We start from the raw sequence: 20553 nt of genomic DNA, 5'->3' as shown, positions 1-20553 counted from the left end.
GCGCCGCAAGCGCCATCTCGGCGGGCCGTAACGTGCCCCGACGTGAGCGCCCAGGCCCCGTCCGCCGTCATCCTCGTCCGCGCAGGCAAGTTCCTGCCCAACCCGGCCACGGCCGCGGACAACGCCTTCCAGTCGGTCGTGCCCGCGGGCGAGACGGACGCGGCCGTCTCGGCCCGCGCGCTCGGCGAGATGGACGCGGTGGCCGAGGCGCTGCGCGCGGTCGGCGTCCGGGTCCACGTCTTCGACGACCAGGACCACACCAGGCCCGACAGCGTCTTCCCCAACAACTGGGTCTCCACGCACGCCGGCGGGGCCGTGGCCGTCTTCCCGATGTACGCCTCGAACCGCCGCCACGAGCGGCGTGCCGACGTGCTGGAGATGCTGAAGTCGCAGTACCGGGTCCAGACGATCGTCGACTACTCGGGCCTCGAGCCGGACGGGATCTTCCTCGAGGGCACCGGGGCGATGGTCCTCGACCACGTCTCCCGGGTCGCCTACACCGCGCGCAGCCACCGCGCCGACACCCAGGTCCTGGAGCGGTTCTGCACCGACTTCAACTACGAGCCGATGGCCTTCGACGCGGTCGACGCCGGCGGCGTGGCGGTCTACCACACCAACGTCATGGGCTGCGTCGGCACCGACGTCGCCCTGATGGCGTTGGGGATGATCCCCGACGAGCGGCGCCGGGAGCAGGTGCGCGAGCGCCTCAGCGTGAACGGCCGGTCGGTCGTCGAGCTGACCGAGGAGCAGGTCCGCGAGTTCGCCGGCAACGCGGTCGAGCTCTGCGGCCGTACGCCCGAGGGTCGGCGCAGCTACGTGATGGTGATGTCGGCGCGGGCCCGGCGCAGCCTGCGTCCCGACCAGGTCGCCGTCATCGAGGAGTCGTGCCGGATCGTCGCCGTCGACATCCCGACCATCGAGCTGGCGGGCGGGTCGGTGCGCTGCATGATCGCCGGGGTCCACCTCGACCGGCGCCCGGACGACGTCGCGCCCGGGCTCACGCAGGCCGTGGTCGCGATCAACGAGGACCACCCCGTCACCCCCGACGGCCACCTGGTCGACGCCGAGGGCCGCGGCGGGGCGTGAGGCGTTGCGCCGCCGTCGGCCGCGTGCGAAACTCATTCCTGACCGTTCGGTCTGTTAACTGAGCGGACGCCGACCCCGGAGGTAGCGATGACGGCGCAGACCCAGGAGACCCGCCCCGGCGACGAGGGCCCCGACGAGCGTCCGGACGAGGCCGCCCTGCTGGCCGCCTTCGACGCCACCATCGCGCGGCACGACCGGATCGAGCCCCGGGACTGGATGCCGGAGAAGTACCGCTCGACGCTGGTGCGCCAGATCGCGCAGCACGCGCACTCCGAGATCATCGGGATGCAGCCCGAGGGCAACTGGATCACCCGCGCTCCCTCGCTGCGTCGCAAGGCGATCCTGCTGGCCAAGGTCCAGGACGAGGCCGGCCACGGCCTGTACCTCTACTCGGCCTGCGAGACCCTCGGGGTCTCCCGCCAGGAGCTGACGCTGAAGCTGATCGAGGGCAGGCAGAAGTACTCCTCGATCTTCAACTACCCCACGCTGTCCTACGCCGACGTCGGCACGATCGGCTGGCTGGTCGACGGGGCCGCGATCTGCAACCAGGTCCCGCTGTGCCGCACGTCGTACGGGCCGTACGGCCGCGCGATGATCCGGGTCTGCAAGGAGGAGTCCTTCCACCAGCGCCAGGGCTTCGAGCTGCTCTCCACGATGATGCGCGGCACCGAGGCGCAGCGCGCGATGGTGCAGGAGTCGGTCGACCGGTTCTGGTGGCCGGCGCTGATGATGTTCGGTCCGCCCGACGACGACTCGCCGAACACCGAGCAGTCGATGGCGTGGGGCATCAAGCGCGACACCAACGACGAGCTGCGCCAGAAGTTCGTCGACATGTCGGTGCCGCAGGCCGCGGCGCTCGGCGTGACGCTGCCCGACGCCGGCCTGGTCTGGAACGCCGAGCGGGGCCACCACGACTTCACCCAGCCCGACTGGGAGGAGTTCTACGCCGTCGTCAAGGGCTCGGGTCCGTGCAACGCCCAGCGGATCGCGCACCGCCGCCGCGCGCACGAGGACGGTGCCTGGGTGCGCGACGCCGCGACCGCGTTCGCCCGCACGCAGCAGGAGACCGCGTCGTGAGCGACGGGGCCCCGGCACCGGACGGGGGACCTGCGGAGAAGGACTTCAACGCCGGTGGCGGCCACGGCGCCGTGCCGCTGGAAGGGGTGCCGACCGCGATCGGCGAGGCGCCGCAGGGGGAGTGGCCGCTCTACGAGGTGTTCGTGCGCGGCAAGCGCGGTCTCAACCACGTCCACGTCGGCTCGCTGCACGCCGCCGACGACCAGATGGCCGTGCGGCACGCCCGCGACGTCTACACCCGGCGCAACGAGGGCGTGAGCATCTGGGTGGTCCGTTCGTCGGAGGTCACCGCGAGCAGCCCGGACGAGAAGGACCCGTTGTTCGCGCCGGCCGGCGACAAGGTCTACCGGCACCCGACCTTCTACGACATCCCCGACGACGTCCCCCACATGTAGGGAGTGGCCATGACCGACCACGACAACGCCTACGAGGGCCTGCTCGGTGGCGACGACTCGCAGTGGGCCTTCGGGACCGACTTCGAGGACCCGCTGGCCGGGGTCGACACCACGATCGCCGACGGCGTCGACCCGGCCGGGCTGGCGGCGTACTGCCTGATGCTGGGTGACGACGCGCTGGTCTACTCCCACCGCCTCTCGCAGTGGGCCAGCAACGCCCCCGACCTCGAGGACGACATCGCGCTGGCCAACATCGCCCTCGACCTCCTCGGTCAGGCGCGGCTGCTGCTCGCGCGGGCCGCAGCGGCCGACCCCACGGTCGTCCCGGTGCTGCCCGAGGGGTCACCGGTGCCGGCCGAGGACGCGCTGGCGTTCTTCCGCGACGAGGCGGGGTTCCGCAACGTGCGCCTGGTGGAGCCCGAGGACGCCGACTTCGGGGTGACGGTGGCCCGGCTGCTGCTGTTCTCGACCTACCGCCTGGCGCTGCTGGAGCGGCTGCGCTCGAGCAACGACACCGTGCTGGCCGCGATCGCCACCAAGGGCGTCAAGGAGGTCGCCTACCACCGCGACTACGCCGCCCGGTGGTTCCTGACGCTCGCGCAGGGCACGGACGAGTCCCGGCGCCGGCTGCTCGCCGGGCTCGCGGTGGTCTGGCCGCTGCGCGCCGAGCTGTTCGAGACCCACCCGGTCGAGGCGACCGCCGCGGAGGAGGCCTTCGGCGTGGACCCGGCCGTCGTCGCCGACGAGGTCGACCTGCTGCTCGAGCAGGTGCTGTCGGTGAGCGGGGTCGAGCGGCCCGACGTGCGCCCCACCGGCCCGCTCGGTCGGGGCGCGGGCCGCGACGGCCGGCACACCGAGGCCATGGGCCGCATGCTCGCCGAGATGCAGGTCGTCGCCCGGGCGCACCCGCAGGGCCGCTGGTGACCACGACACGCACCGCGCCCGCGCTCGAGACCGCGAAGCGGGTCGCGGCGCAGGTCACCGACCCCGAGATGCCGATGCTCACGCTGGCCGACCTCGGGGTGCTGCGCGACGTCGCGGTCGAGGACGACGCGGTCACGGTGACCATCACCCCGACCTACTCCGGCTGCCCGGCGATGGCCACGATGCGTGACGACCTGGTCCACCGCCTGCTCGACCACGGCTTCGACGACGTACGGGTCCGGGTCGCCCTGACCCCGGCCTGGTCCAGCGACTGGATCAGCGAGCGCGGCCGGCAGGCCCTGCGCGACCACGGCCTCTCGGCCCCCGGGCCGGCGCCGGCGGCCGGGGGACCGGTGCCGCTGACCCTGCGACCGACCCGGCGCGACCTGGCCTGCCCGCGCTGCGGCTCGTCCGCGACCGCGGTGACCTCGGAGTTCGGCCCGACCGCCTGCAAGGCGATGTACCGCTGCGAGGACTGCCTCGAGCCGTTCGAGCACGTGAAGGAGATCTGAGGATGACCGCCGTCGAGCCCGAGGTCCGCGCCCGCGCCGGCCGCGCCGCCTTCCACGAGCTGACCGTGAGCGCCGTCGAGCGGCTCACCGACGACGCGGCCGCGGTCACCTTCGCCGTGCCGGACGAGCTCGCGGAGGCGTACGACTTCCGGGCCGGCCAGACGCTGACGCTGCGGCGCCACCTCGACGGGCAGGAGCACCGGCGGTCGTACTCGATCTGCGCGCCCGCCGGCGCCGCGCCCCGGGTCGGGGTGCGTGAGATCCCGGGTGGTCTCTTCTCCTCCTGGCTGGTGCGCGAGGTCGCCGTGGGCGACGTGGTGGAGGTGCAGACCCCGACCGGCAGCTTCCGGGCGGAGCCCACGAGCCGGACCCGCCATCTGTGCATCGCCGCGGGCTCGGGGATCACCCCGATGCTCTCGATCGCCAGCACGGTCCTGACCGACCCGGACTCCCGGGTGACCCTGGTCTACGGCAACCGCCGCACCAGCACCGTGATGTTCGCCGAAGAGCTCGCCGACCTCAAGGACGTCCACGGGCCGCGTCTGGACCTGATCCACGTGCTGTCGCGCGAGCCGCGCGACGTCGAGCTGTTCTCCGGGCGGCTGGACGCCGACCGGTTGCGCCGGCTGCTGGGGGCGCTGGTGCCGGTGGGCGCGGTCGACCACGTCTGGCTGTGCGGGCCGTACGGCCTGGTCGCCGACGCGCGCGAGGTGCTCGAGGAGCTCGGCGTGCCCGCCGAGCGGGTGCACGCCGAGCTGTTCTACGTCGACGAGGCGCCGCCGGAGGTCAGCCGCGAGGAGGCCGTCGTCGAGGGCGAGACCACCGACGTGACGATCGTCCTGGACGGGCGCACGACGACCGCGGCGATGCCGCGCGGGCAGAGCGTCCTCGACGGCGCCGCCGCGACCCGGCACGACCTGCCGTTCGCCTGCAGGGGCGGGGTCTGCGGCACCTGCCGGGCACACGTCCCCACCGGTGAGGTCGACATGCGGCGCAACTACGCCCTCGACGACGACGAGGTCGCCCGCGGCTACGTCCTGACCTGCCAGAGCTTCCCCGTGGGTGACGAGGTCACCGTGGACTTCGATGCCTGACGGGACGCGGGCCGACGCCGAGGAGGAGGTCGCGCGGCTCAGCACGGAGGCGATGTGGGCCGGTGACGCCGCGAGCCGGATGCTCGGCATGGAGGTCACCGCGTCCGGGCCCGGCACGGCCAGCGTGACGATGACGGTGCGCGAGGACATGGTCAACGGGTGGGGCACCTGCCACGGCGGCCTGCTGGCCACCCTGGCCGACAGCGCCTTCGCCGTGGCCTGCAACTCCCGCGGCACCGTGACGGTCGCGGCCGGCTTCGACGTCGTGTTCCTCGAGCCCGGCCGCCTCGGCGACGAGCTGGTCGCGACCGCGCGCGAGGTCGTGCTCCGGGGGAGGTCCGGGATCTTCGACGTCCGGGTCGCCCGGAGCGCCGACGGCGCGACGATCGCGGAGTTCCGCGGCCGCAGCCGGAGCACCGGGCGACCCAGCCCGGCCCTGTCCGACCCGCCGCCGTCCTAGCCGGCCGGCGGGACGCGGAGCCCGTCGAAGGCCAGCACGGCGATCGACCGCGCCAGGGTGTCGACGTCCACCGGGCCGTCGGGGCGGTACCACTCGACGAGGGAGTTGACGAGGCCGAAGAGCAGCCGGCTGGTCAGCTCGGGGGCGATGTCGGAGCGCACCGCACCCTCCTCCGCCGCCTCGGCGACCAGGCCGGCCAGGTCCTCGTCCAGCTTCCGCCGACGGCGCAGCGCCGCGAGCTCGACCTCGCTGTTGCCGCGCACGCGCAGCAGCAGCGTGACGGCCGGCCGGTGGGTCACCAGGATCCGTACCGAGCGGTGCACGACGTCCTCGAGCCGCGTCGACGCGGGGTCCGTCGACGCCGGGTCGACGGCCTGCTCCACCGCCGCGGTCAGCTCGTCCAGCGCCTCGTCGAGCGCGGCGGACAGCAGCTGCTCCTTGCTGTCGACGTGGTGGTAGATCGCGGACTTGCTCAGCCCGAGCTCGCGGGCGAGGTCGCCCATGCTGGTGGCGTCGTAGCCCTGGCGGTTGAACAGCTCGACGGCCCGCCGCAGCACCGTCTCCTGGTCGTAGCCGGGCCGACCGCGCCGTGCGGGAGGCGGCGCCGGCGGCTGGGCCGCGCTCACTAGTACGGCCGGCCGAACGGCTGGGTGTCGTCCGGGCCGTAGGACGGGCCGTAGGACGGGCCGTAGGACGGGCCGTACGGCGGGGCCGCCGGCGGTGCCCACTGCGGCGGCGTCGGCGCGCCGTGCGGCGGGCCGTACTGGTTCGCGCCCGGCGTCGAGGGCCGCACCATCAGCACCAGCCAGGCGATCGCCGAGAAGAGGGCGGCCACGGCCGCCACGCCCAGCAGGACCAGCCCGACGGTCAGCGCCGCCCCGCCGTCCGAGCCGTCCGGGGCCAGGTCGGAGCCCTGGACCGCGCCGACGACCAGGGTCACCACGGCGACCACCGACACGACGGCCGAGGCCAGCCCGAGGCCGTAGACCAGCAGCACCCACCACCCGCTGAGCCCGCTGTCGTGCAGGCGGCGGACGGTGACGGCGAGGGTGGGCAGGAAGAGGGCCAGGGCCAGCAGCAGGTTGAACGGCGAGACCCCGACGACCGCCGCCACGGCGAGGTCGACGGTCCCGGCGACCAGGCCCAGCACCAGGGTGACCAGGAACCACCACCAGAACTCCGAGCGGGGTGCACGGCCGGAGAACCCGGCGTACTGGCGCAGCACGCTGCGCACGGCGTCGGGCAGGGACACGGCGGCTCCTCGGGGTGGGCGGGGCCCGATGCTATCCGTCGGGCAGGGCGCGCCCCGACCGCTCGGCGCGTCAGTGCGCGGCGCGCGACCACTGCTCGGTCTGGGTCAGCCGGAGCAGGTAGGCCAGCGGGGGCAGCACCAGGACGGCGGCGAGGCCGAAGGCCACCAGCAGCCCCTGCAGGGTGGCCGTCGCGCCGGCGGCGTCGACCACCGTGACCTCGTCGACCAGCAGCCAGGGCAGCTGACCGACGCCCCAGCCGCTGACCACGGACGCCACGGCGACCACCGCGGTCAGCCGGGCCAGCGCGTAGCGCCGCACCAGCAGCAGCCCCAGCGTGGCCAGGCCGGCCACGAACGCCACCAGCACCAGTGGCAGCGCCCGGCCGGTCAGGCCGTCCCACAGGGTCGGCGCGTCCGCACGCAGGGGCAGCAGCCCGGCGAAGACGACCAGCCCGGTGACCAGGCCGACGCCCAGGGTGCGTCGACGCAGCGTCTCCGCGAGGTCCTCCTCGCCCCCGCGTCGGGCGTCGGCGACCAGGAAGCAGCCGGCGAGGAAGACGCAGGTGCCGACGGCCACGAGTCCGCCGATGACCGAGGTGGGCGTGAGCCAGGACGACCACACGTCCTCGCGGCCGTCGAGGGACACCCGCCCGGACGCGATCGCTCCCGCGGTGGCGCCGAGGAAGAACGGGGTGACCAGGGACGACCCGGCGAAGACGACCCCGAAGAAGCGCGCCTGGCCGAGGGTGGCGGCGTACTTGCGGAACGCGAAGGAGGACCCGCGCAGCACGATCCCGAGCAGGGCCAGCAGCATCGGCAGGATCAGGGCGTCCATCGCGGCCGCGAAGGCGGTCGGGAAGGCCGACCACCAGGTCACCAGGACGAAGATCAGCCACACGTGGTTGGCCTCCCACACCGGCCCGATGCTGTGGTCGATCCGGGTGCGCAGGGCCGCCCCGGCGCGGTCGCCGCCGGCGGTGAGGTCGAAGAACCCGGAGCCGAAGTCCGCGCCGCCGAGCACGGCGTAGGCCAGCACGCCGGTGAACATCACCGCGGCGACCACCAGCTCCAGGCTCATCGGGCGGTCTCCGCACCGGCCGGCTCGACCTCGGCGTCACCGGGCTCGGGGCCGTACGGGCTGGGCAGGTCCTCCTCGCCGTCGCGCCACCGGCGGGCCATCGAGCGGAGCACCAGGACCGCGCCCACCGTCATCGCGGTGTAGACGACGGTGGTCGCACCGAGCAGCCACCACAGGCCGGAGTTGTCGCCCGCGGCCTCGGTCGTGCGCATCACCCCGTAGACCACCCAGGGCTGCCGGCCGACCTCGGTGGCGATCCACCCGGCCTGCAGCGCGACGACGGACAGGGGGGCGCAGGCGACCACGGCGCGCAGGAACCAGCGGTTCTCCAGCAGGTCGCGGCCCCGCCAGCGGGCACCCCAGAAGGCGAGCACGACGAGCACGAAGAGGCTGCCGATCCCGATCATCGTCTGGAAGGCCAGGTGCACCACGTTCACGGGCGGCTGGTCCTCGGGCGGGATCGTGTCGAGGCCCTGCACCGGCTCGGTGAAGGAGTTGCGGGCGATCACCGAGCCGAGCACCGGGACGTCGATCGACCCGACGACCTCGCCGTCCACCACGATGCCGCCGAGCCGGAGGGGGGAGGGGCTCTCGGTCTCCAGGGCGAGCTCGAAGGCGGCCAGCTTGGCCGGCTGCGTCTCGGCGACCCGCAGGCCGAGGAGGTGGCCGACGAAGGGCTGCATCAGGGCGGCCACGGTGGCGAAGGCGAAGGGGACCATGAAGCCGAGGCGGTGGTGGCGGTCGCGGCGCCCGCGGAGCATGCCGGCGGCGTAGACGGCCGCGACCGCGAACCCGGCGACCATGAAGGCGGCCAGCCACATGTGCAGGAACTGCATCCACACCTGGTCGTTGGTGAAGACCGCCCACGGGTCGATGTTGACGACCTCGCCGTCGACGATGTCGAAGCCGACGGGGGCGTTCATCCAGGCGTTCACGCTCAGGATGAAGAACGTGCCGGAGATGCCCGAGACGGCCATCGGCACCAGCATCCAGAACTGGTGGCGGGGGTCCATCCGCCCCCAGGCGTAGAGGTACATCCCGAGGAAGATCGCCTCGACGAAGAACGAGAGCCCCTCGAAGGCGAAGGCCAGGCCGACCACGTCGCCGAAGGTGCCCATCAGCCCCGGCCAGAGCAGCCCCATCTCGAAGCCGAGCACCGTGCCGGACACCGCGCCGATCGCGAACAGGACCGCGGACACCTTGCCCCACCGCTTGGCCAGCAGCAGGGCGCCCTGGTCGCCCCGGAAGGCGCCGCGCCAGTGCACGACCGCGATGATCGTGGGCAGGGCGACGCCGAAGCACGCCAGCACGATGTGCCAACCCAGGGACAGGGCCATCTGCTGTCGGGCCGGGAGCAGCCCGGCGGGCTCGGCGGCAGCGCCGGCGACGTCGGAGGCCAGCGTGGTGAGGAGGGGGGCGAGGGTGGTCAGCACGGGGTCCACACCTCGGACGGTACGACCGGGACGAGGTCTTCCGAGACTCTTGTGAATGTTTTCACAAGACCGCGACGTCGTAGCATCGTCGCCCGGCGGCCCGTGGCCGCGGACCCGCCCCCGACCTCGGTGAGGAGCCTCCACGATGGGCGCGCACCACCCCCGGCACGCCGTGCCGGAGACCCGTCGGATGCGCCGTCTCGCGCTGTCCGTCATCGTCCCGATCGCTGCCCTGACCCTGGCCGCGATGGTCTGGCTCTGGCCGGGCGACGGGGTCGCCGCGCCGCAGCAGCAGGGCGGTGCCGAAGAGCTGACCGGGGAGGTCGTCGCGATCCAGGCCGAGGAGTGCGCCGAGGAGCTGCCCGACGACGTCAACGGGTGCGGTTCGGCCACCGTGCAGGTCACCGGGGGTGCGGACCGGGGCGAGGACCTCGAGGTCCCGCTGCCCAACGGCACCGGCGCGCCCGAGGTGGCCGAGGGCGACGACGTGGTGCTGATCCGCACCGGCCCCGACGGCGACACGTACTCGATCGTGGACCAGCAGCGCGGCACCGGCCTGTGGGTGCTGGCGGCGGCGTTCGCCCTGGCCCTGGTCGCCTTCGGGCGGTGGCGCGGGCTCGCCGCGCTGGCCGGGCTGGGGGTGACGTTCGCGCTGCTGCTGCTCTTCGTCGTGCCCGCCATCCTGGCCGGGGAGCCGCCGCTGCTCGTGGGGTCGTGCGCGATCATGCTGACGGTGCTCTACCTGACCCACGGGTTCGGGTTGTCGACGACGGTGGCGGTGCTCGGGACGCTGGTCAGCCTGACGCTCACCGGGCTGCTGTCGTCGCTGGCGGTCGGGGCCCTGCACCTGACGGGCGTCACCGACGACCTCTCCGCCTCCGTCGGCACGTCCCAGGGCATCAACACCCAGGGCCTGCTGCTCGCCGGGATCGTGATCGGCTCGCTCGGCGTGCTCGACGACGTCACCGTGACGCAGTCGGCGACGGTCACCGAGCTCGCGCGGGCCAACCCGTCGTACGGCCTCGGGCAGCTCTACCGCGCCGGCAGCCGGGTCGGGCGCTCCCACATCGCCTCGGTGGTCAACACCATCGTGCTGGCCTACGCCGGGTCGGCGCTTCCGCTGCTGATCCTGATCGTCGCGAACGACGACTCCCTGGGCGGTGTCGTGACCGACCAGGTCATCGCCCAGGAGATCGTGCGGAGCGTGGTCGCGACGCTGGGGCTGGTGGCCGCGGTCCCGCTGACCACCGGGCTGGCCGCGCTGACTTTCCGCAAACGGGTCTGAGAGTGCTCGACGCGGAGGCATCTGCGGGATAATGTTCGGCTCGATGCCGCACATGAGAGTTCGAGATGCCGCCGCCTACCTCGGCGTCAGCGACGACACCGTCCGCCGCTGGGTCGACCGGGGCCTGCTCGCCGCCTCGACCGACGAGTCCGGCCGCAAGGTCGTCGACGGCTATGACGTCGCCCTCGTCGCCCGCCAGCACTCCGCCCCGCCGGGACCGCCGGACGGCGTCGTCAGCTCGGCCCGGAACCGCTTCGTCGGCCTGGTGACCCACATCGAGGTGGACACGGTGATGGCCCAGGTCGAGCTGCAGTGCGGCCCGTTCCGGGTGGTGTCGCTGATGAGCAGCGAGGCGGTGCGCGACCTCGGGATCGAGCTCGGGTCCGTCGCGGTCGCGGTCATCAAGTCCACCACCGTCATCGTCGAGACCCCTCAAGGACAGTCGTGAAGAAGACCAGCGCCCTCGCCGTCACCGCCCTCGTCGCCCTGGCGGCTGCGGCCTGCGGGTCCGGCGGCGACGAGTCCGACGCGGGAGCGGACGGCGGGACGACCACGATCACGGTGTTCGCCGCTGCCTCGCTGACCTCGACCTTCGAGGAGCTCGCCACCGACTTCGAGGCCGAGAACGACGGGGTCGAGATCCAGTTCAACTTCGCCGGCTCCTCCGACCTCGTCGCCCAGCTCCAGGAGGGTGCGCCGGCCGACGTCCTGGCGACCGCCGACGAGGCGAACATGGACAAGGCGACCGCCGACGACCTCGTGGGCACCCCGACCCTGTTCGCCTCCAACACGCTCGAGATCGCCGTGCCGCCGGGCAACCCGGCCGGCATCACCTCGGTCGACGACCTCACGGCCGACGGGCTCAACCTCGTGCTCTGCGCTCCCGAGGTCCCCTGCGGCGCGGCCGCCGAGGCCGTCGCGGAGGCCGCCGACCTCGACCTCTCCCCGGTCAGCGAGGAGCAGTCCGTCACCGACGTCCTGGCCAAGGTCGGCACCGGCGAGGCCGACGCAGGACTGGTCTACGTCACCGACGTGATCGCGGCCGGCGACGACGTCGAGGGCGTGGAGGTCCCCGACGACGTGAACGCGGTGAACCTCTACCCGGTCGCGACGGTCGCCGAGAGCGAGGAGGCCGACCTCGCCCAGGCGTTCGTGGACCTCATCCTCGCGCCGACCGGTCAGGACGCGCTCGCCGACGCCGGGTTCGCGCCGGCGCCCTGACGTGGCCCGCGCTCGGCACCAGGACCAGGTGGGCGTACCCCGCTGGTTGTTCGTCCCCGCCTTGCTGGGCGCGGCCTTCGTGCTGCTCCCGCTGGTGGCCATCGTCGCCCGGACCCCGTGGAGCCGGTTCCTCGAGCTCATCACGTCCGAGTCGTCGCGGGAGGCGCTCGCCCTGAGCCTACGGACCTCGGCGACCAGCACGCTGATCTGCGTGCTGCTCGGCGTCCCGATGGCGGTCGTCCTGGCCCGGACCAGCTTCCGCGGCCAGGGGATCCTGCGCTCCCTGGTGCTGCTGCCGCTGGTGCTGCCGCCGGTCGTCGGCGGGATCGCGCTGCTCTACACCTTCGGCCGCCGCGGGCTGCTCGGCGAGACCTTCGAGGTGCTCGGCCTCCAGGTCGCCTTCTCGACTACCGCGGTGGTGCTGGCCCAGACCTTCGTGGCGATGCCGTTCCTGGTGGTCAGCCTCGAGGGGGCGCTGCGCAGCGCCGGTCGACGGTACGAGGCCGTGGCAGCCTCGCTGGGAGCCCGACCGACCACGGTGTTCCGCCGCGTCACCCTGCCGCTGGTGCTGCCCGGGCTGGCCTCGGGCGCCGTGCTGGCCTTCGCCCGCTCCCTGGGCGAGTTCGGCGCCACGATCACCTTCGCCGGCAGCCTCCAGGGCATCACCCGGACCCTGCCCCTGGAGATCTACCTGCGCCGCGAGACCGACGCCGAGGCCGCCGTCGCGCTGTCCCTGGTGCTCGTCGTCGTCGCGGTCGTCGTGATCGGGTTCGCCCGCCAGAGCAGGAGCGCGGTGTGACCCTCACCGTCGACGCCACCGTCGACGAGCGAGGGGTGGACGTCGCGCTCGAGGTCGCGGAGGGCGAGACCGTCGCCCTGCTCGGCCCGAACGGCGCCGGCAAGTCCACCGTGCTGTCGGTGCTGGCGGGCCACCTGGTCCCCGACCGCGGCCGTGTCGTCCTGGACGGGCGGGTGCTGACCTCCCTGGGCCGCCCCGGCGAGCGGCGTACGCAGGTCGCGCCCCACGACCGCCGCGTCTCCCTGCTCGCCCAGGAGCCGCTGCTGTTCCCCCACCTCACCGTCCTCGACAACGTCGCCTTCGGCCCGCGCAGCACCGGCGTGGGCCGCTCGGGGTCCCAGGAGACCGCCCGGCGCTGGCTCGAGGAGGTCGGCGTCGCCGACCTCGCCGGACGCCGTCCCTCGGAGATCTCCGGGGGGCAGGCGCAGCGGGCGGCCGTCGCGCGCGCCCTCGCCGCGACCCCGTCCCTGATGCTCCTCGACGAGCCGATGGCGGCCCTCGACGTCGACGTGGCCCCCCAGCTGCGGCAGACCCTGCGCCGGGTGCTGGCCGAGCGCACCGTCCTGCTGGTCACCCACGACGTGCTCGACGCGCTGCTGCTCGCGGACCGCGTCGTCGTGCTCGAGGACGGCGCCGTCGTCGAGCAGGGCCCGTGCGCCGAGGTGCTCTCGCGCCCCCGCAGCACCTTCGCCGCCCGGGTCGCCGGGCTGAACATGCTGCGTGGCACCTGGCGCGACGGCGCGGTCGAGGTCGTCCACGGCGGCCGGTCGATGCGGGTCGAGGGGATCGCGGCCGACCCCGTGCCGGGCGAGGGGGAGGAGGCGGTGGCGGTCTTCGGTCCGTCGGCGGTCTCGGTCTTCCTCGAGGCGCCCCACGGGAGCCCGCGCAACCTGATCGAGGTGACCCTCTCCGACCTCGCGCCGCACGGCGGCCAGGTGCGGGTGCGCGCCGACACCCTGAGCGCCGACGTCTCCGTCCGGGCCGTCAGCGAGCTCGACCTGGCGCCGGGCACGCGGGCGTACTTCGTGGTCAAGGCCTCCGAGGTCGCGGTCTACCGCACCCGCTGAGGACGCGTCGAGCCCCCGACCCTGGACCGGGTCGGGGGCTCTGACGACTGGGGTGAGTAACGGGACTTGAACCCGCGACATCCGCCACCACAAGGCGGCGCTCTACCAGCTGAGCTATACCCACCGCGCGGTCCGCGGACGCACCGCAGACCGGAGGCGACTATAGGACATTCAGGCCGTGGCGCCCGCATCGGGGGACGGCGACGTGTCCTCGCGGCCGAGGCCGGTCACGGCGCCCCCGTGGCGCGCCGCGACCTCCTGGGCCCGGCTGGAGTCCGGGCCGGGGGCCGGCACGAAGACGGCCTCGCGGTAGTAGCGCAGCTCCTCGATGCTCTCCTGGATGTCGGCCAGCGCCCGGTGGTTGCCGCGCTTGGCCGGGGCGGCGTAGTAGGACTTCGGGAACCAGCGCTTGGCCAGCTCCTTGATCGAGGACACGTCGACGATCCGGTAGTGCAGGTAGGCGTCGAGGTCGGTCATGTCCCGGGCCAGGAACATCCGGTCGGTGGAGACGGTGTTGCCGGCCAGCGGCGGGCGCGAGCCCGAGGGGCACTGCGCGGTGATGTAGTCCAGCACCTGCTTCTCGGCGTCGGCCAGGGTCGTCCCGGCGTCCAGCTCCTCGAGCAGCCCGGACTTCTCGTGCATCTCCCGCACCAGCGGGATCATCTGCTCCACCGCGCCCGGCGGGGGCTTGACCACCACGTCGACACCCTCGCCCAGCACGTTGAGGTCGGAGTCGGTGACCAGGGCGGCGACCTCGATCAGGGCGTCCTTCTCGAGGTCGAGCCCGGTCATCTCGCAGTCGATCCACACCAGTCGCTCACTCATGCGGCGCACCCTACGCGCGCGGGCGGGGTGGCCCTTCTCAGGACGCGTTCAGCACCGCTCACTACGGTGGTGCCCGTGTCGAAGAGTTCTGATCAGGAGTCCCGGGCCGCGCGCACCCAGCGCACCGCCGCCGCGCTGGAGGCCGAGCGCCGCCGCAACCGCAACCGCCAGCTGGCCTCGGTGGGGGCGGTGGTCCTCGTGGTGGTGCTGGTCGTCGGCGCGCTCTACTTCTTCTGGCCGAGCAACGACAGCAGCGACGTCGACGCCGCACCGGCCGGCGCCAGCGACTACGCCCTGGGCGTCGGCGACCCCGAGGCCCCGACGCAGGTCGTGGTGTACGAGGACTTCCTCTGCCCGTTCTGCGGCCAGTTCGAGGCCGCCAGCGGTGAGGAGCTGCAGCGTCTCGCCGACGACGGCCAGGTCTACGTCGAGTACCGCCCGATCAACTTCCTGGCCCGCATCGGCGACTACTCCCAGCGCGCCACCAACGCCTTCGCCGCCGTCCTCGACTCCGAGGGCCCCGAGGTCGCCAAGACCTTCCACGACGAGCTGTTCGCCAACCAGCCCAGCGAGTCCGGCCCGTTCCCCGACGACGACGCGCTGGTCGACCTCGCCGTCTCGGCGGGTGCCGACGAGGACTCGGTCCGGCCCGCGATCGAGGACCTCGCCTTCGAGGACTGGGTCGACGGGGCCACCTCGGAGGCCACGGACGCCGGCGTCCAGGCGACGCCGACGATCCTGGTCGACGGGGAGCCGTTCACCGACGGCCAGACCGTCGAGGAGCTCGCCGCCAACCTCGTCAGCACGATCGAGCAGGGCTGAGGCGGGTGGGCGCGACGCCCGCCGGAGCCGGGGACCTCGCCGGCTTCATCGCCGGGCTGCCCAAGGCCGAGCTCCACGTCCACCACGTCGGGTCGGCCTCGCCGCGGATCGTCGCCGAGCTCGCGGCGCGGCACCCGGGCCGGGTGCCGGCCGACCTCGAGGAGCTCCGGGCGTTCTTCGACTTCCGGGACTTCGCGCACTTCATCGAGGTCTACCTCAGCGTCGTCGACCTCGTCCGCACGCCCGAGGACGTCCGCACCCTGACCTACGAGGTCGCCCGCGACCTGGCGGGCCAGCAGGTGCGCTACGCCGAGCTGACCTGCACCCCCTTCACCTCGGTGGTGGTCGGCGTGCCGATCGAGGGCTACACCGAGGCGCTCGAGGACGCCCGCCTCGCGGCCGAGCGCGAGCTCGGCGTCGTCCTCCGGTTCGTCTACGACATCCCGGGGGAGTCCGGCGTCCCGGCGGCCGACGCCACCATCGAGTACGCCCTGCGCCACCGCCCCGAGGGCCTGGTCGGCTTCGGGCTCGGCGGCCCGGAGGTGGGCGTACCGCGGCCCCAGTTCGCACCGCACTTCGACCGCGCCCGCGCGGCCGGGCTGCACAGCGTCCCGCATGCCGGGGAGACCACCGGCCCGCAGACGGTGTGGGACGCCCTGGATCACCTCGGCGCCGAGCGGATCGGCCACGGCACCTCGGCCGCCCAGGACCCGGCGCTGCTGGCGCACCTGGCCGAGCGGGGGATCGCCCTGGAGGTCTGCCCGTCCTCCAACGTCGCGACCCGCGCGGTCCCGTCCCTGGCCGAGCACCCCCTGCCGGCCTTCGTCGAGGCGGGCGTCCGGGTCACGATCGGCTCCGACGACCCGCCGATGTTCGCCACCACGCTCAACCGCGAGCACGAGATCGCGGCCGATCTGCTGGGCCTCGACGAGGCCGGGGTGGCCGAGCTGGCTCGTGAGGGCGTCCGTGCGTCCTTCGCGCCGGAGGGCGTGCGGCAGCGTGTCCTCGGCGAGATCGACGCCTACGAGCAGGCCTGCCTCACGCGGTAGCGCCGCCGGTCAGGACTGGGCCGGGACCGGCGCCGGCTCCAGCACGTGGAGCTCGACCGAGCCGGCCAGGTGTGCCAGCCGGGTGCGAAGCACCTCGGGGGAGCGGAACTGGCTTGCGTGCGCGGCGATGGCGGCGACCTTGCGGTCGCGCTCGGCGTCGGTCAGGGCGAGCTGGACCATCCGGTCCCACGGCGCCTCACCGGCGTGGGTGTCGAGCCACAGGCGCACCGGGAACTCGATCAGCCGGGCGCCGGCGGCGGCGGCGGCGGTCGCAGCGGCGCGGCCCGCCGAGCGGTGGTCGGGGTGCGGGTCCTCGCGCCAGGGCGCTGCGACCAGGGTCCGGCTGCCCTGACCGAGGGTCTCGGTGAGGTAGGCGGCCACGTGGGGCTCGCACTCGTCGAGGTGGCCGTCCTGGGCGCCGAGGAAGACCACGGGGGCGCCGGGGGCGAGCACGCCGACGGCCTCCTCCATCTCCGCCAGCCGCATCCGGGCCAGGGCGTGCCGGCTGCCGTCGGTCACGGTCGGGTCGGCGGCCTCGCCCGCGGTGAGCAGGGCGACGTAGACCTGCATGCCCCGGTCGTGGGCCCGGGCGATCAGCCCGGCGGCGCCGATGCTCTCGTCGTCGGGGTGGGCCGCGACGACCACGAGCCGGTCGTACCCGCCGTCGAGCTCGAGGTCGGGGAGCCGACCCCACCGGGGATCAGCCTGGAGCCCCCCCACCTCGTTCACGCTCACCCCCAGGACGTTAGTCCTCTGAGGCGTGGGAAGAAACCTCCCGTCGGGTGGATCGGGCCCGACCCGCCTCAGCCCAGCTCGACCAGGGCCACGCCGGCCAGCACGACCACCATCCCGGCCACCATCGGCGCGTTGAGCGGGTCGCGGAACAGCAGCCGCCCCGCCACCGCGGTGATCACGATGCCCAGCGCCGCCCACACGCCGTACGCGACCCCCACCGGCATCCCGCGCTGCAGGACCAGGGCGAGCAGGCCGAAGGCGAGCAGGTACGCCCCCGCGGTGGCCGCGACCCAGCCGGGCCGGCGCAGCCCACGGGACTGGCGCAGCGAGAGCGTGCCGGACACCTCGGCGACCGCGGCCAGCACGAGCAGCGCGGCGGTCACCGCTCCGCCCCGGTCGGCCGCGTGGTCGCACGGTGGGAGCCGAGCTCGACCACGACGACGCCGACGACGATCAGCGCGATGCCGACGCCCGCCGTCGGGCTCAAGGACTCGCCGAACAGCGGCACCGCCAGCACCGCGGTGGCGGCGACGCCCGTCGCCGCCCACACGGCGTACGCCACCCCGACCGGCATCCCGGCCTCGAGGGTGCGGGCCAGCAGGCCGAAGGCGGCGAGGTAGCCGACCACGGTCAGGGCGTACCAGGCCGGCTGGTCGACGGCGGCGCGCAGGGCGAGGGTCGCGGAGACCTCACTGACGATCGCCGCGGCCAGCGGCAGCCAGGTGCTCACGGGGCGGCTCGCGGGCCGGCTCACGGGGCCGGCTCCAGCAGGCGGCGGACCTCGGCGACCACGGCGTCGAACCCGGGCTGGCCGTCGGCGCCCGGGGCGAACAGGCCGGTGGCGCGCGCCAGCCAGAGGCCGTCGGCCGCGAGCCGGGCCGCGCAGAGCCGGGCGCGGAGGTCCGGGTCGGCGCAGTCGGAGAGGTCGAACCAGGGGGCGAAGACCTCGCGCCAGGGCCCCGCGTGGTGGGGGCGGTAGAGGGCGTCGGCGAAGACCGCCACGTCGGCGGTGCTGAGGTCGCCGCCGACCGCGACCTCGACGTAGGCCCGGGTGCGCGCGGCGGGGGAGAGGCCCTCGGGACCCCCGCCGGCCACGGCGCGCATCGCGGACTCGCAGCGACGGGCGGCGTGCCCGACGACGCCGAGGACGAGCTCCTCACGGGTCCCGAAGTGGTACATCACCCCGGCCTTGGTCAGCCCGGCCTCACGGGCGGTCGCGTCGTAGGAGATCTCGGCGCCGCCCTCGCGGTCGAGCAGCCGCAGGGCGGCGTCGAGCACGGCGGTGCGGTGGCTGGGCCTCATGTCGCTAACTTTACCGTACGTATGGCTGAGTTAGGGGTGGTGGGCGGCCGGGAGGGCGGTGGACGGCCGTCCGCAACTCCGGTAGTCATGGTCGGTCGGTCGATCACCGGCCGGCTCGAGAGGGCCGTCGCACCACCCCCGGAGGCCCCCACATGCCGAAGTACTCGTCCGCCCAGAGCCTGCAGGACGGCCTCGACGTCCGCCCCCAGTTCAGTCGGGACGGAGCGGTCGTCGACATCCCGCGTCGGCGGATGGCGGAGAACTCGGTCGACCCCGAGACGGCGTACCACGTGATCGCGGACGAGCTGATGCTCGACGGCCACGCCCGCCTCAATGTGGCGACGTTCGGCACGACCTGGATGGAGCCGCAGGCTGAGAAGCTGATGGCCGAGGCCGCGGACAAGAACCTCGTCGACCGCGACGAGTACCCGCAGACCGCGCAGCTCGAGGACCGCTGCCTCGACATCATCGCCGACTTCTGGAACGCCCCCGAGCCGGACAACCCCATCGGCTGCTCGACCATCGGCTCCTCCGAGGGCTGCATGCTCGCGGGCATGGCGCTGAAGTGGCGCTGGAAGGAGCGCCAGGAGAAGGCCGGGCGGTCCAGCGCGAACCCGAAGCTGATCGTCGGCGCGAACGTGCAGGTCTGCTGGCACAAGTTCTGCCGCTACTGGGAGGTCGAGCCCGTCGAGGTCCCGATCCGCCCGGGCGAGACCACCCTGCACCCCGAGGACGTCGCCGCCGCGTGCGACGAGGACACGATCGGCGTCATCGGCATCCTCGGCTCCACCTTCGACGGTGCCTACGAGGACATCGCCGGGATGGCCAAGGCGCTCGACAAGCTCGAGATCGAGACCGGCACGTACGTCCCGATCCACGTCGACGCCGCGTCCGGCGGGCTCTTCGCCCCCTTCGTCGACCCCGAGCTGGTGTGGGACTTCCGCATCGAGCGGGTGCAGTCGATCAACGCCTCCGGCCACAAGTACGGCCTGGTCTACCCCGGCGTCGGCTGGGTGCTGTGGCGCAACGAGGAGGCCCGCCCCGAGGGCCTGGTCTTCCGCGTCGACTACCTCGGCGGGGACCACCCGACGATGTCGTTGAACTTCACCAAGCCGGGCTCCGGCGTCGTGGCGCAGTACTACCAGTTCGTGCGCCTGGGCTACGAGGGCTTCAAGCGCGTGCACCAGCACAGCCGCGACATCGCCCAGATGATGGCCGCGGCCATCGACGGCATGGACGAGTTCGAGGTGATCGCCGACGGCAGCGACCTGCCGGTCGTCGCGTTCTGCTTCAAGGGCGCCAACACCACGTCCGGGAAGCCGAAGAAGGACAGCTACGCCGCGAACGTGCAGTACACGTTGAACGACGTCGCGGACTGGATGAAGCAGGGCGGCTGGGCCGTCCCGGCGTACAACTTCTGCGCCGACCGGGAGAACCTGGAGATCATCCGGATCGTGGTCCGCAACGCCTTCAGCCGCGACCTGGCCCAGATGTTCCTGATGGAGCTCGGGCGGGCCGTCGGCCGCTGCGACGGCACGGGCGAGGACGCCGGGCGGGCGTTCCGGCACTGATCGACCGTCCTCAGCCACAGTGCAGCGGATCGGTGCTGGATGTTCGCACCGATCCGCTGCACTGTCGCACGTGGCGACGAGCAGCGCCCCCGGCAGGACTCGAACCTGCGACCGGCGGATTAGAAGGCCGCTGCTCTATCCAGCTGAGCTACGGGGGCGGGGGACCGGAGCGACGGCCGGGAGGATCCTGGGGAGAGCTCGACCGTCGTTCGACCCGGCGCCATCATGCCCGATGTGGATCGATGCTCGAAGAAACGAGGCGGCCATGGCGCCGGCTGCTCCCACAGTGACAGCGAGACCAGCGGCGTGAGCGACCCAGGGGCGTTCTGGTTCATCGGGGCGAGGTCCACAGCGTCGGACACCCGGATCGGCGCTCCTCGCCCCGCCGACCCAGCAACGGCTGGGACGGCAGCGACGTCTTCTGGCGGGACGGGCCCTTGTTCTGGACGATCCTCGCGACCGACCGCGTGCGGCAGGCGCTGACGGACGCGGGACTGGAGCGACTGGTGATCGAGAGGCCCTACACCTGAAAGGACGAGGGCAGCCGACCACGGACTGCAACCGCC

Annotated in this window: 24 protein-coding genes and 2 tRNA genes; 15 read left to right on the top strand and 11 right to left on the bottom strand. The window is 73.4% G+C overall.

Translation table 11 applies throughout. The features are described 5' to 3' along the window. Window positions 1–42: 42 nt before the first annotated feature. The 7 genes from ctlX (at window position 43) to paaI (ending at window position 5548) form a co-directional block, all read left to right on the top strand. Window positions 43–1086 carry a citrulline utilization hydrolase CtlX gene (gene ctlX, locus GV155_RS13650; protein WP_160008765.1) on the top strand — a complete coding sequence of 348 codons (1044 nt, stop codon included), beginning with the start codon at window positions 43–45 and terminating at the stop codon, window positions 1084–1086. A gap of 87 nt (window positions 1087–1173) precedes the next feature. Further along, on the top strand, window positions 1174–2163 hold the full coding sequence (gene paaA, locus GV155_RS13645) for a 1,2-phenylacetyl-CoA epoxidase subunit PaaA (RefSeq protein ID WP_160008763.1): 990 nt from the start codon (window positions 1174–1176) through the stop codon (window positions 2161–2163). Further along, window positions 2160–2558 (top strand): 1,2-phenylacetyl-CoA epoxidase subunit PaaB, encoded by a 399-nt coding sequence (gene paaB, locus GV155_RS13640; RefSeq protein ID WP_442938845.1) that lies wholly within the window; start codon window positions 2160–2162, stop codon window positions 2556–2558. The genes paaA and paaB overlap by 4 nt, the downstream gene beginning before the upstream one ends. 9 nt (window positions 2559–2567) lie before the next feature. Continuing rightward, complete coding sequence (paaC, locus tag GV155_RS13635) at window positions 2568–3482, top strand: 1,2-phenylacetyl-CoA epoxidase subunit PaaC (RefSeq protein ID WP_160008761.1); 915 nt, start codon at window positions 2568–2570, stop codon at window positions 3480–3482. Further along, complete coding sequence (paaD, locus tag GV155_RS13630) at window positions 3479–3994, top strand: 1,2-phenylacetyl-CoA epoxidase subunit PaaD (protein ID WP_236554322.1); 516 nt, start codon at window positions 3479–3481, stop codon at window positions 3992–3994. The genes paaC and paaD overlap by 4 nt, the downstream gene beginning before the upstream one ends. 2 nt (window positions 3995–3996) lie before the next feature. Then, entirely contained in the window at window positions 3997–5088 is a 1092-nt protein-coding gene (gene paaE / locus GV155_RS13625; RefSeq protein ID WP_160008759.1) for a 1,2-phenylacetyl-CoA epoxidase subunit PaaE, read from the top strand. Beyond that, the gene (gene paaI / locus GV155_RS13620) at window positions 5081–5548 is read left to right on the top strand and encodes a hydroxyphenylacetyl-CoA thioesterase PaaI (protein ID WP_160008757.1); all 468 of its coding nucleotides are present in this window, start codon (window positions 5081–5083) and stop codon (window positions 5546–5548) included. The genes paaE and paaI overlap by 8 nt, the downstream gene beginning before the upstream one ends. Here paaI and GV155_RS13615 read toward each other — a convergent pair. The 4 genes from GV155_RS13615 to GV155_RS13600 all read right to left on the bottom strand — a co-directional run bounded on the left by GV155_RS13615 (window position 5545) and on the right by GV155_RS13600 (window position 9320). Next, window positions 5545–6174: a TetR/AcrR family transcriptional regulator gene (locus tag GV155_RS13615; RefSeq protein WP_160008755.1), complete on the bottom strand. Its 630-nt coding sequence runs from the start codon at window positions 6172–6174 to the stop codon at window positions 5545–5547. The two genes, paaI and GV155_RS13615, sit on opposite strands and share 4 nt — an antisense overlap. Beyond that, window positions 6174–6800 carry a DUF805 domain-containing protein gene (locus GV155_RS13610; RefSeq protein WP_160008753.1) on the bottom strand — a complete coding sequence of 209 codons (627 nt, stop codon included), beginning with the start codon at window positions 6798–6800 and terminating at the stop codon, window positions 6174–6176. The genes GV155_RS13615 and GV155_RS13610 overlap by 1 nt, the downstream gene beginning before the upstream one ends. A gap of 70 nt (window positions 6801–6870) precedes the next feature. Beyond that, window positions 6871–7878, bottom strand: a complete 1008-nt coding sequence (locus GV155_RS13605) for a cytochrome d ubiquinol oxidase subunit II (protein WP_160008751.1) — start codon at window positions 7876–7878, stop codon at window positions 6871–6873. Further along, on the bottom strand, window positions 7875–9320 hold the full coding sequence (locus GV155_RS13600; RefSeq protein ID WP_236554321.1) for a cytochrome ubiquinol oxidase subunit I: 1446 nt from the start codon (window positions 9318–9320) through the stop codon (window positions 7875–7877). Before GV155_RS13600 ends, GV155_RS13605 begins: the two co-directional genes overlap by 4 nt. A 136-nt stretch (window positions 9321–9456) precedes the next feature. On the opposite strand from GV155_RS13600, the gene GV155_RS13595 reads away from it, so the two are divergent. The 5 genes from GV155_RS13595 to GV155_RS13575 are packed head-to-tail and all read left to right on the top strand — an operon-like array spanning window position 9457 to window position 13683. After that, window positions 9457–10596, top strand: a complete 1140-nt coding sequence (locus tag GV155_RS13595; RefSeq protein ID WP_201300167.1) for a YibE/F family protein — start codon at window positions 9457–9459, stop codon at window positions 10594–10596. A gap of 52 nt (window positions 10597–10648) precedes the next feature. After that, complete coding sequence (locus GV155_RS13590; RefSeq protein ID WP_442938844.1) at window positions 10649–11044, top strand: TOBE domain-containing protein; 396 nt, start codon at window positions 10649–10651, stop codon at window positions 11042–11044. Beyond that, window positions 11041–11817: a molybdate ABC transporter substrate-binding protein gene (gene modA / locus GV155_RS13585; protein ID WP_160008747.1), complete on the top strand. Its 777-nt coding sequence runs from the start codon at window positions 11041–11043 to the stop codon at window positions 11815–11817. Before GV155_RS13590 ends, modA begins: the two co-directional genes overlap by 4 nt. A gap of 28 nt (window positions 11818–11845) precedes the next feature. Further along, entirely contained in the window at window positions 11846–12616 is a 771-nt protein-coding gene (locus GV155_RS13580) for an ABC transporter permease (RefSeq protein WP_236554320.1), read from the top strand. Beyond that, entirely contained in the window at window positions 12613–13683 is a 1071-nt protein-coding gene (locus GV155_RS13575) for a sulfate/molybdate ABC transporter ATP-binding protein (protein ID WP_160008743.1), read from the top strand. Before GV155_RS13580 ends, GV155_RS13575 begins: the two co-directional genes overlap by 4 nt. A gap of 48 nt (window positions 13684–13731) precedes the next feature. Here GV155_RS13575 and GV155_RS13570 read toward each other — a convergent pair. Both GV155_RS13570 and orn read right to left on the bottom strand, forming a co-directional pair. Next, window positions 13732–13807 (bottom strand) — tRNA-His (locus GV155_RS13570). Window positions 13808–13854: 47 nt separating this feature from the next. Then, entirely contained in the window at window positions 13855–14508 is a 654-nt protein-coding gene (gene orn, locus GV155_RS13565) for an oligoribonuclease (RefSeq protein WP_160008741.1), read from the bottom strand. A 75-nt stretch (window positions 14509–14583) separates the two neighbouring features. Between orn and GV155_RS13560 the strand changes: the two genes are divergently transcribed. Next, window positions 14584–15330: a DsbA family protein gene (locus tag GV155_RS13560; RefSeq protein WP_160008739.1), complete on the top strand. Its 747-nt coding sequence runs from the start codon at window positions 14584–14586 to the stop codon at window positions 15328–15330. Between the two features lie 5 nt (window positions 15331–15335). Beyond that, complete coding sequence (locus GV155_RS13555) at window positions 15336–16379, top strand: adenosine deaminase (protein WP_160008737.1); 1044 nt, start codon at window positions 15336–15338, stop codon at window positions 16377–16379. A gap of 9 nt (window positions 16380–16388) precedes the next feature. Here the strand turns inward: GV155_RS13555 and GV155_RS13550 are convergent, their stop codons facing one another. From GV155_RS13550 to GV155_RS13535, 4 genes are all read right to left on the bottom strand, one after another. Next, window positions 16389–17114: a PIG-L deacetylase family protein gene (locus GV155_RS13550; protein WP_160008735.1), complete on the bottom strand. Its 726-nt coding sequence runs from the start codon at window positions 17112–17114 to the stop codon at window positions 16389–16391. 68 nt (window positions 17115–17182) lie between these two features. After that, on the bottom strand, window positions 17183–17497 hold the full coding sequence (locus tag GV155_RS13545) for a DMT family transporter (RefSeq protein WP_160008733.1): 315 nt from the start codon (window positions 17495–17497) through the stop codon (window positions 17183–17185). Further along, window positions 17494–17844, bottom strand: coding sequence for a DMT family transporter (locus GV155_RS13540; protein WP_160008731.1), 351 nt, complete (start codon window positions 17842–17844; stop codon window positions 17494–17496). Before GV155_RS13540 ends, GV155_RS13545 begins: the two co-directional genes overlap by 4 nt. A gap of 20 nt (window positions 17845–17864) precedes the next feature. Next, the gene (locus GV155_RS13535) at window positions 17865–18416 is read right to left on the bottom strand and encodes a TetR/AcrR family transcriptional regulator (protein ID WP_160008729.1); all 552 of its coding nucleotides are present in this window, start codon (window positions 18414–18416) and stop codon (window positions 17865–17867) included. Window positions 18417–18568: 152 nt separating this feature from the next. Here GV155_RS13535 and GV155_RS13530 point away from each other — a divergent pair, with 152 nt between their 5' ends. Then, window positions 18569–19987 (top strand): glutamate decarboxylase, encoded by a 1419-nt coding sequence (locus GV155_RS13530; RefSeq protein WP_160008728.1) that lies wholly within the window; start codon window positions 18569–18571, stop codon window positions 19985–19987. Between the two features lie 84 nt (window positions 19988–20071). Here the strand turns inward: GV155_RS13530 and GV155_RS13525 are convergent. Beyond that, window positions 20072–20145 (bottom strand) — tRNA-Arg (locus GV155_RS13525). Window positions 20146–20553 lie beyond the last annotated feature (408 nt).

The sequence above is a fragment of the Nocardioides sp. AX2bis genome, assembly GCF_902506435.1.
GTDB lineage: Bacteria > Actinomycetota > Actinomycetes > Propionibacteriales > Nocardioidaceae > Nocardioides.
This window is presented reverse-complemented; position numbering and strand designations above follow the sequence as displayed.

Excerpts from the sequence above, each read along its gene's own strand:
- paaA (WP_160008763.1), top strand. The coding sequence starts at position 1,174 with ATGACGGCGCAGACCCAGGAGACCCGCCCCGGCGACGAGGGCCCCGAC.
- GV155_RS13595 (WP_201300167.1), top strand. The coding sequence starts at position 9,457 with ATGGGCGCGCACCACCCCCGGCACGCCGTGCCGGAGACCCGTCGGATG.
- paaI (WP_160008757.1), top strand. The coding sequence starts at position 5,081 with ATGCCTGACGGGACGCGGGCCGACGCCGAGGAGGAGGTCGCGCGGCTC.
- GV155_RS13605 (WP_160008751.1), bottom strand. The coding sequence starts at position 7,878 with ATGAGCCTGGAGCTGGTGGTCGCCGCGGTGATGTTCACCGGCGTGCTG.
- paaC (WP_160008761.1), top strand. The coding sequence starts at position 2,568 with ATGACCGACCACGACAACGCCTACGAGGGCCTGCTCGGTGGCGACGAC.
- GV155_RS13590 (WP_442938844.1), top strand. The coding sequence starts at position 10,649 with ATGAGAGTTCGAGATGCCGCCGCCTACCTCGGCGTCAGCGACGACACC.
- GV155_RS13535 (WP_160008729.1), bottom strand. The coding sequence starts at position 18,416 with ATGAGGCCCAGCCACCGCACCGCCGTGCTCGACGCCGCCCTGCGGCTG.
- paaE (WP_160008759.1), top strand. The coding sequence starts at position 3,997 with ATGACCGCCGTCGAGCCCGAGGTCCGCGCCCGCGCCGGCCGCGCCGCC.
- GV155_RS13530 (WP_160008728.1), top strand. The coding sequence starts at position 18,569 with ATGCCGAAGTACTCGTCCGCCCAGAGCCTGCAGGACGGCCTCGACGTC.
- orn (WP_160008741.1), bottom strand. The coding sequence starts at position 14,508 with ATGAGTGAGCGACTGGTGTGGATCGACTGCGAGATGACCGGGCTCGAC.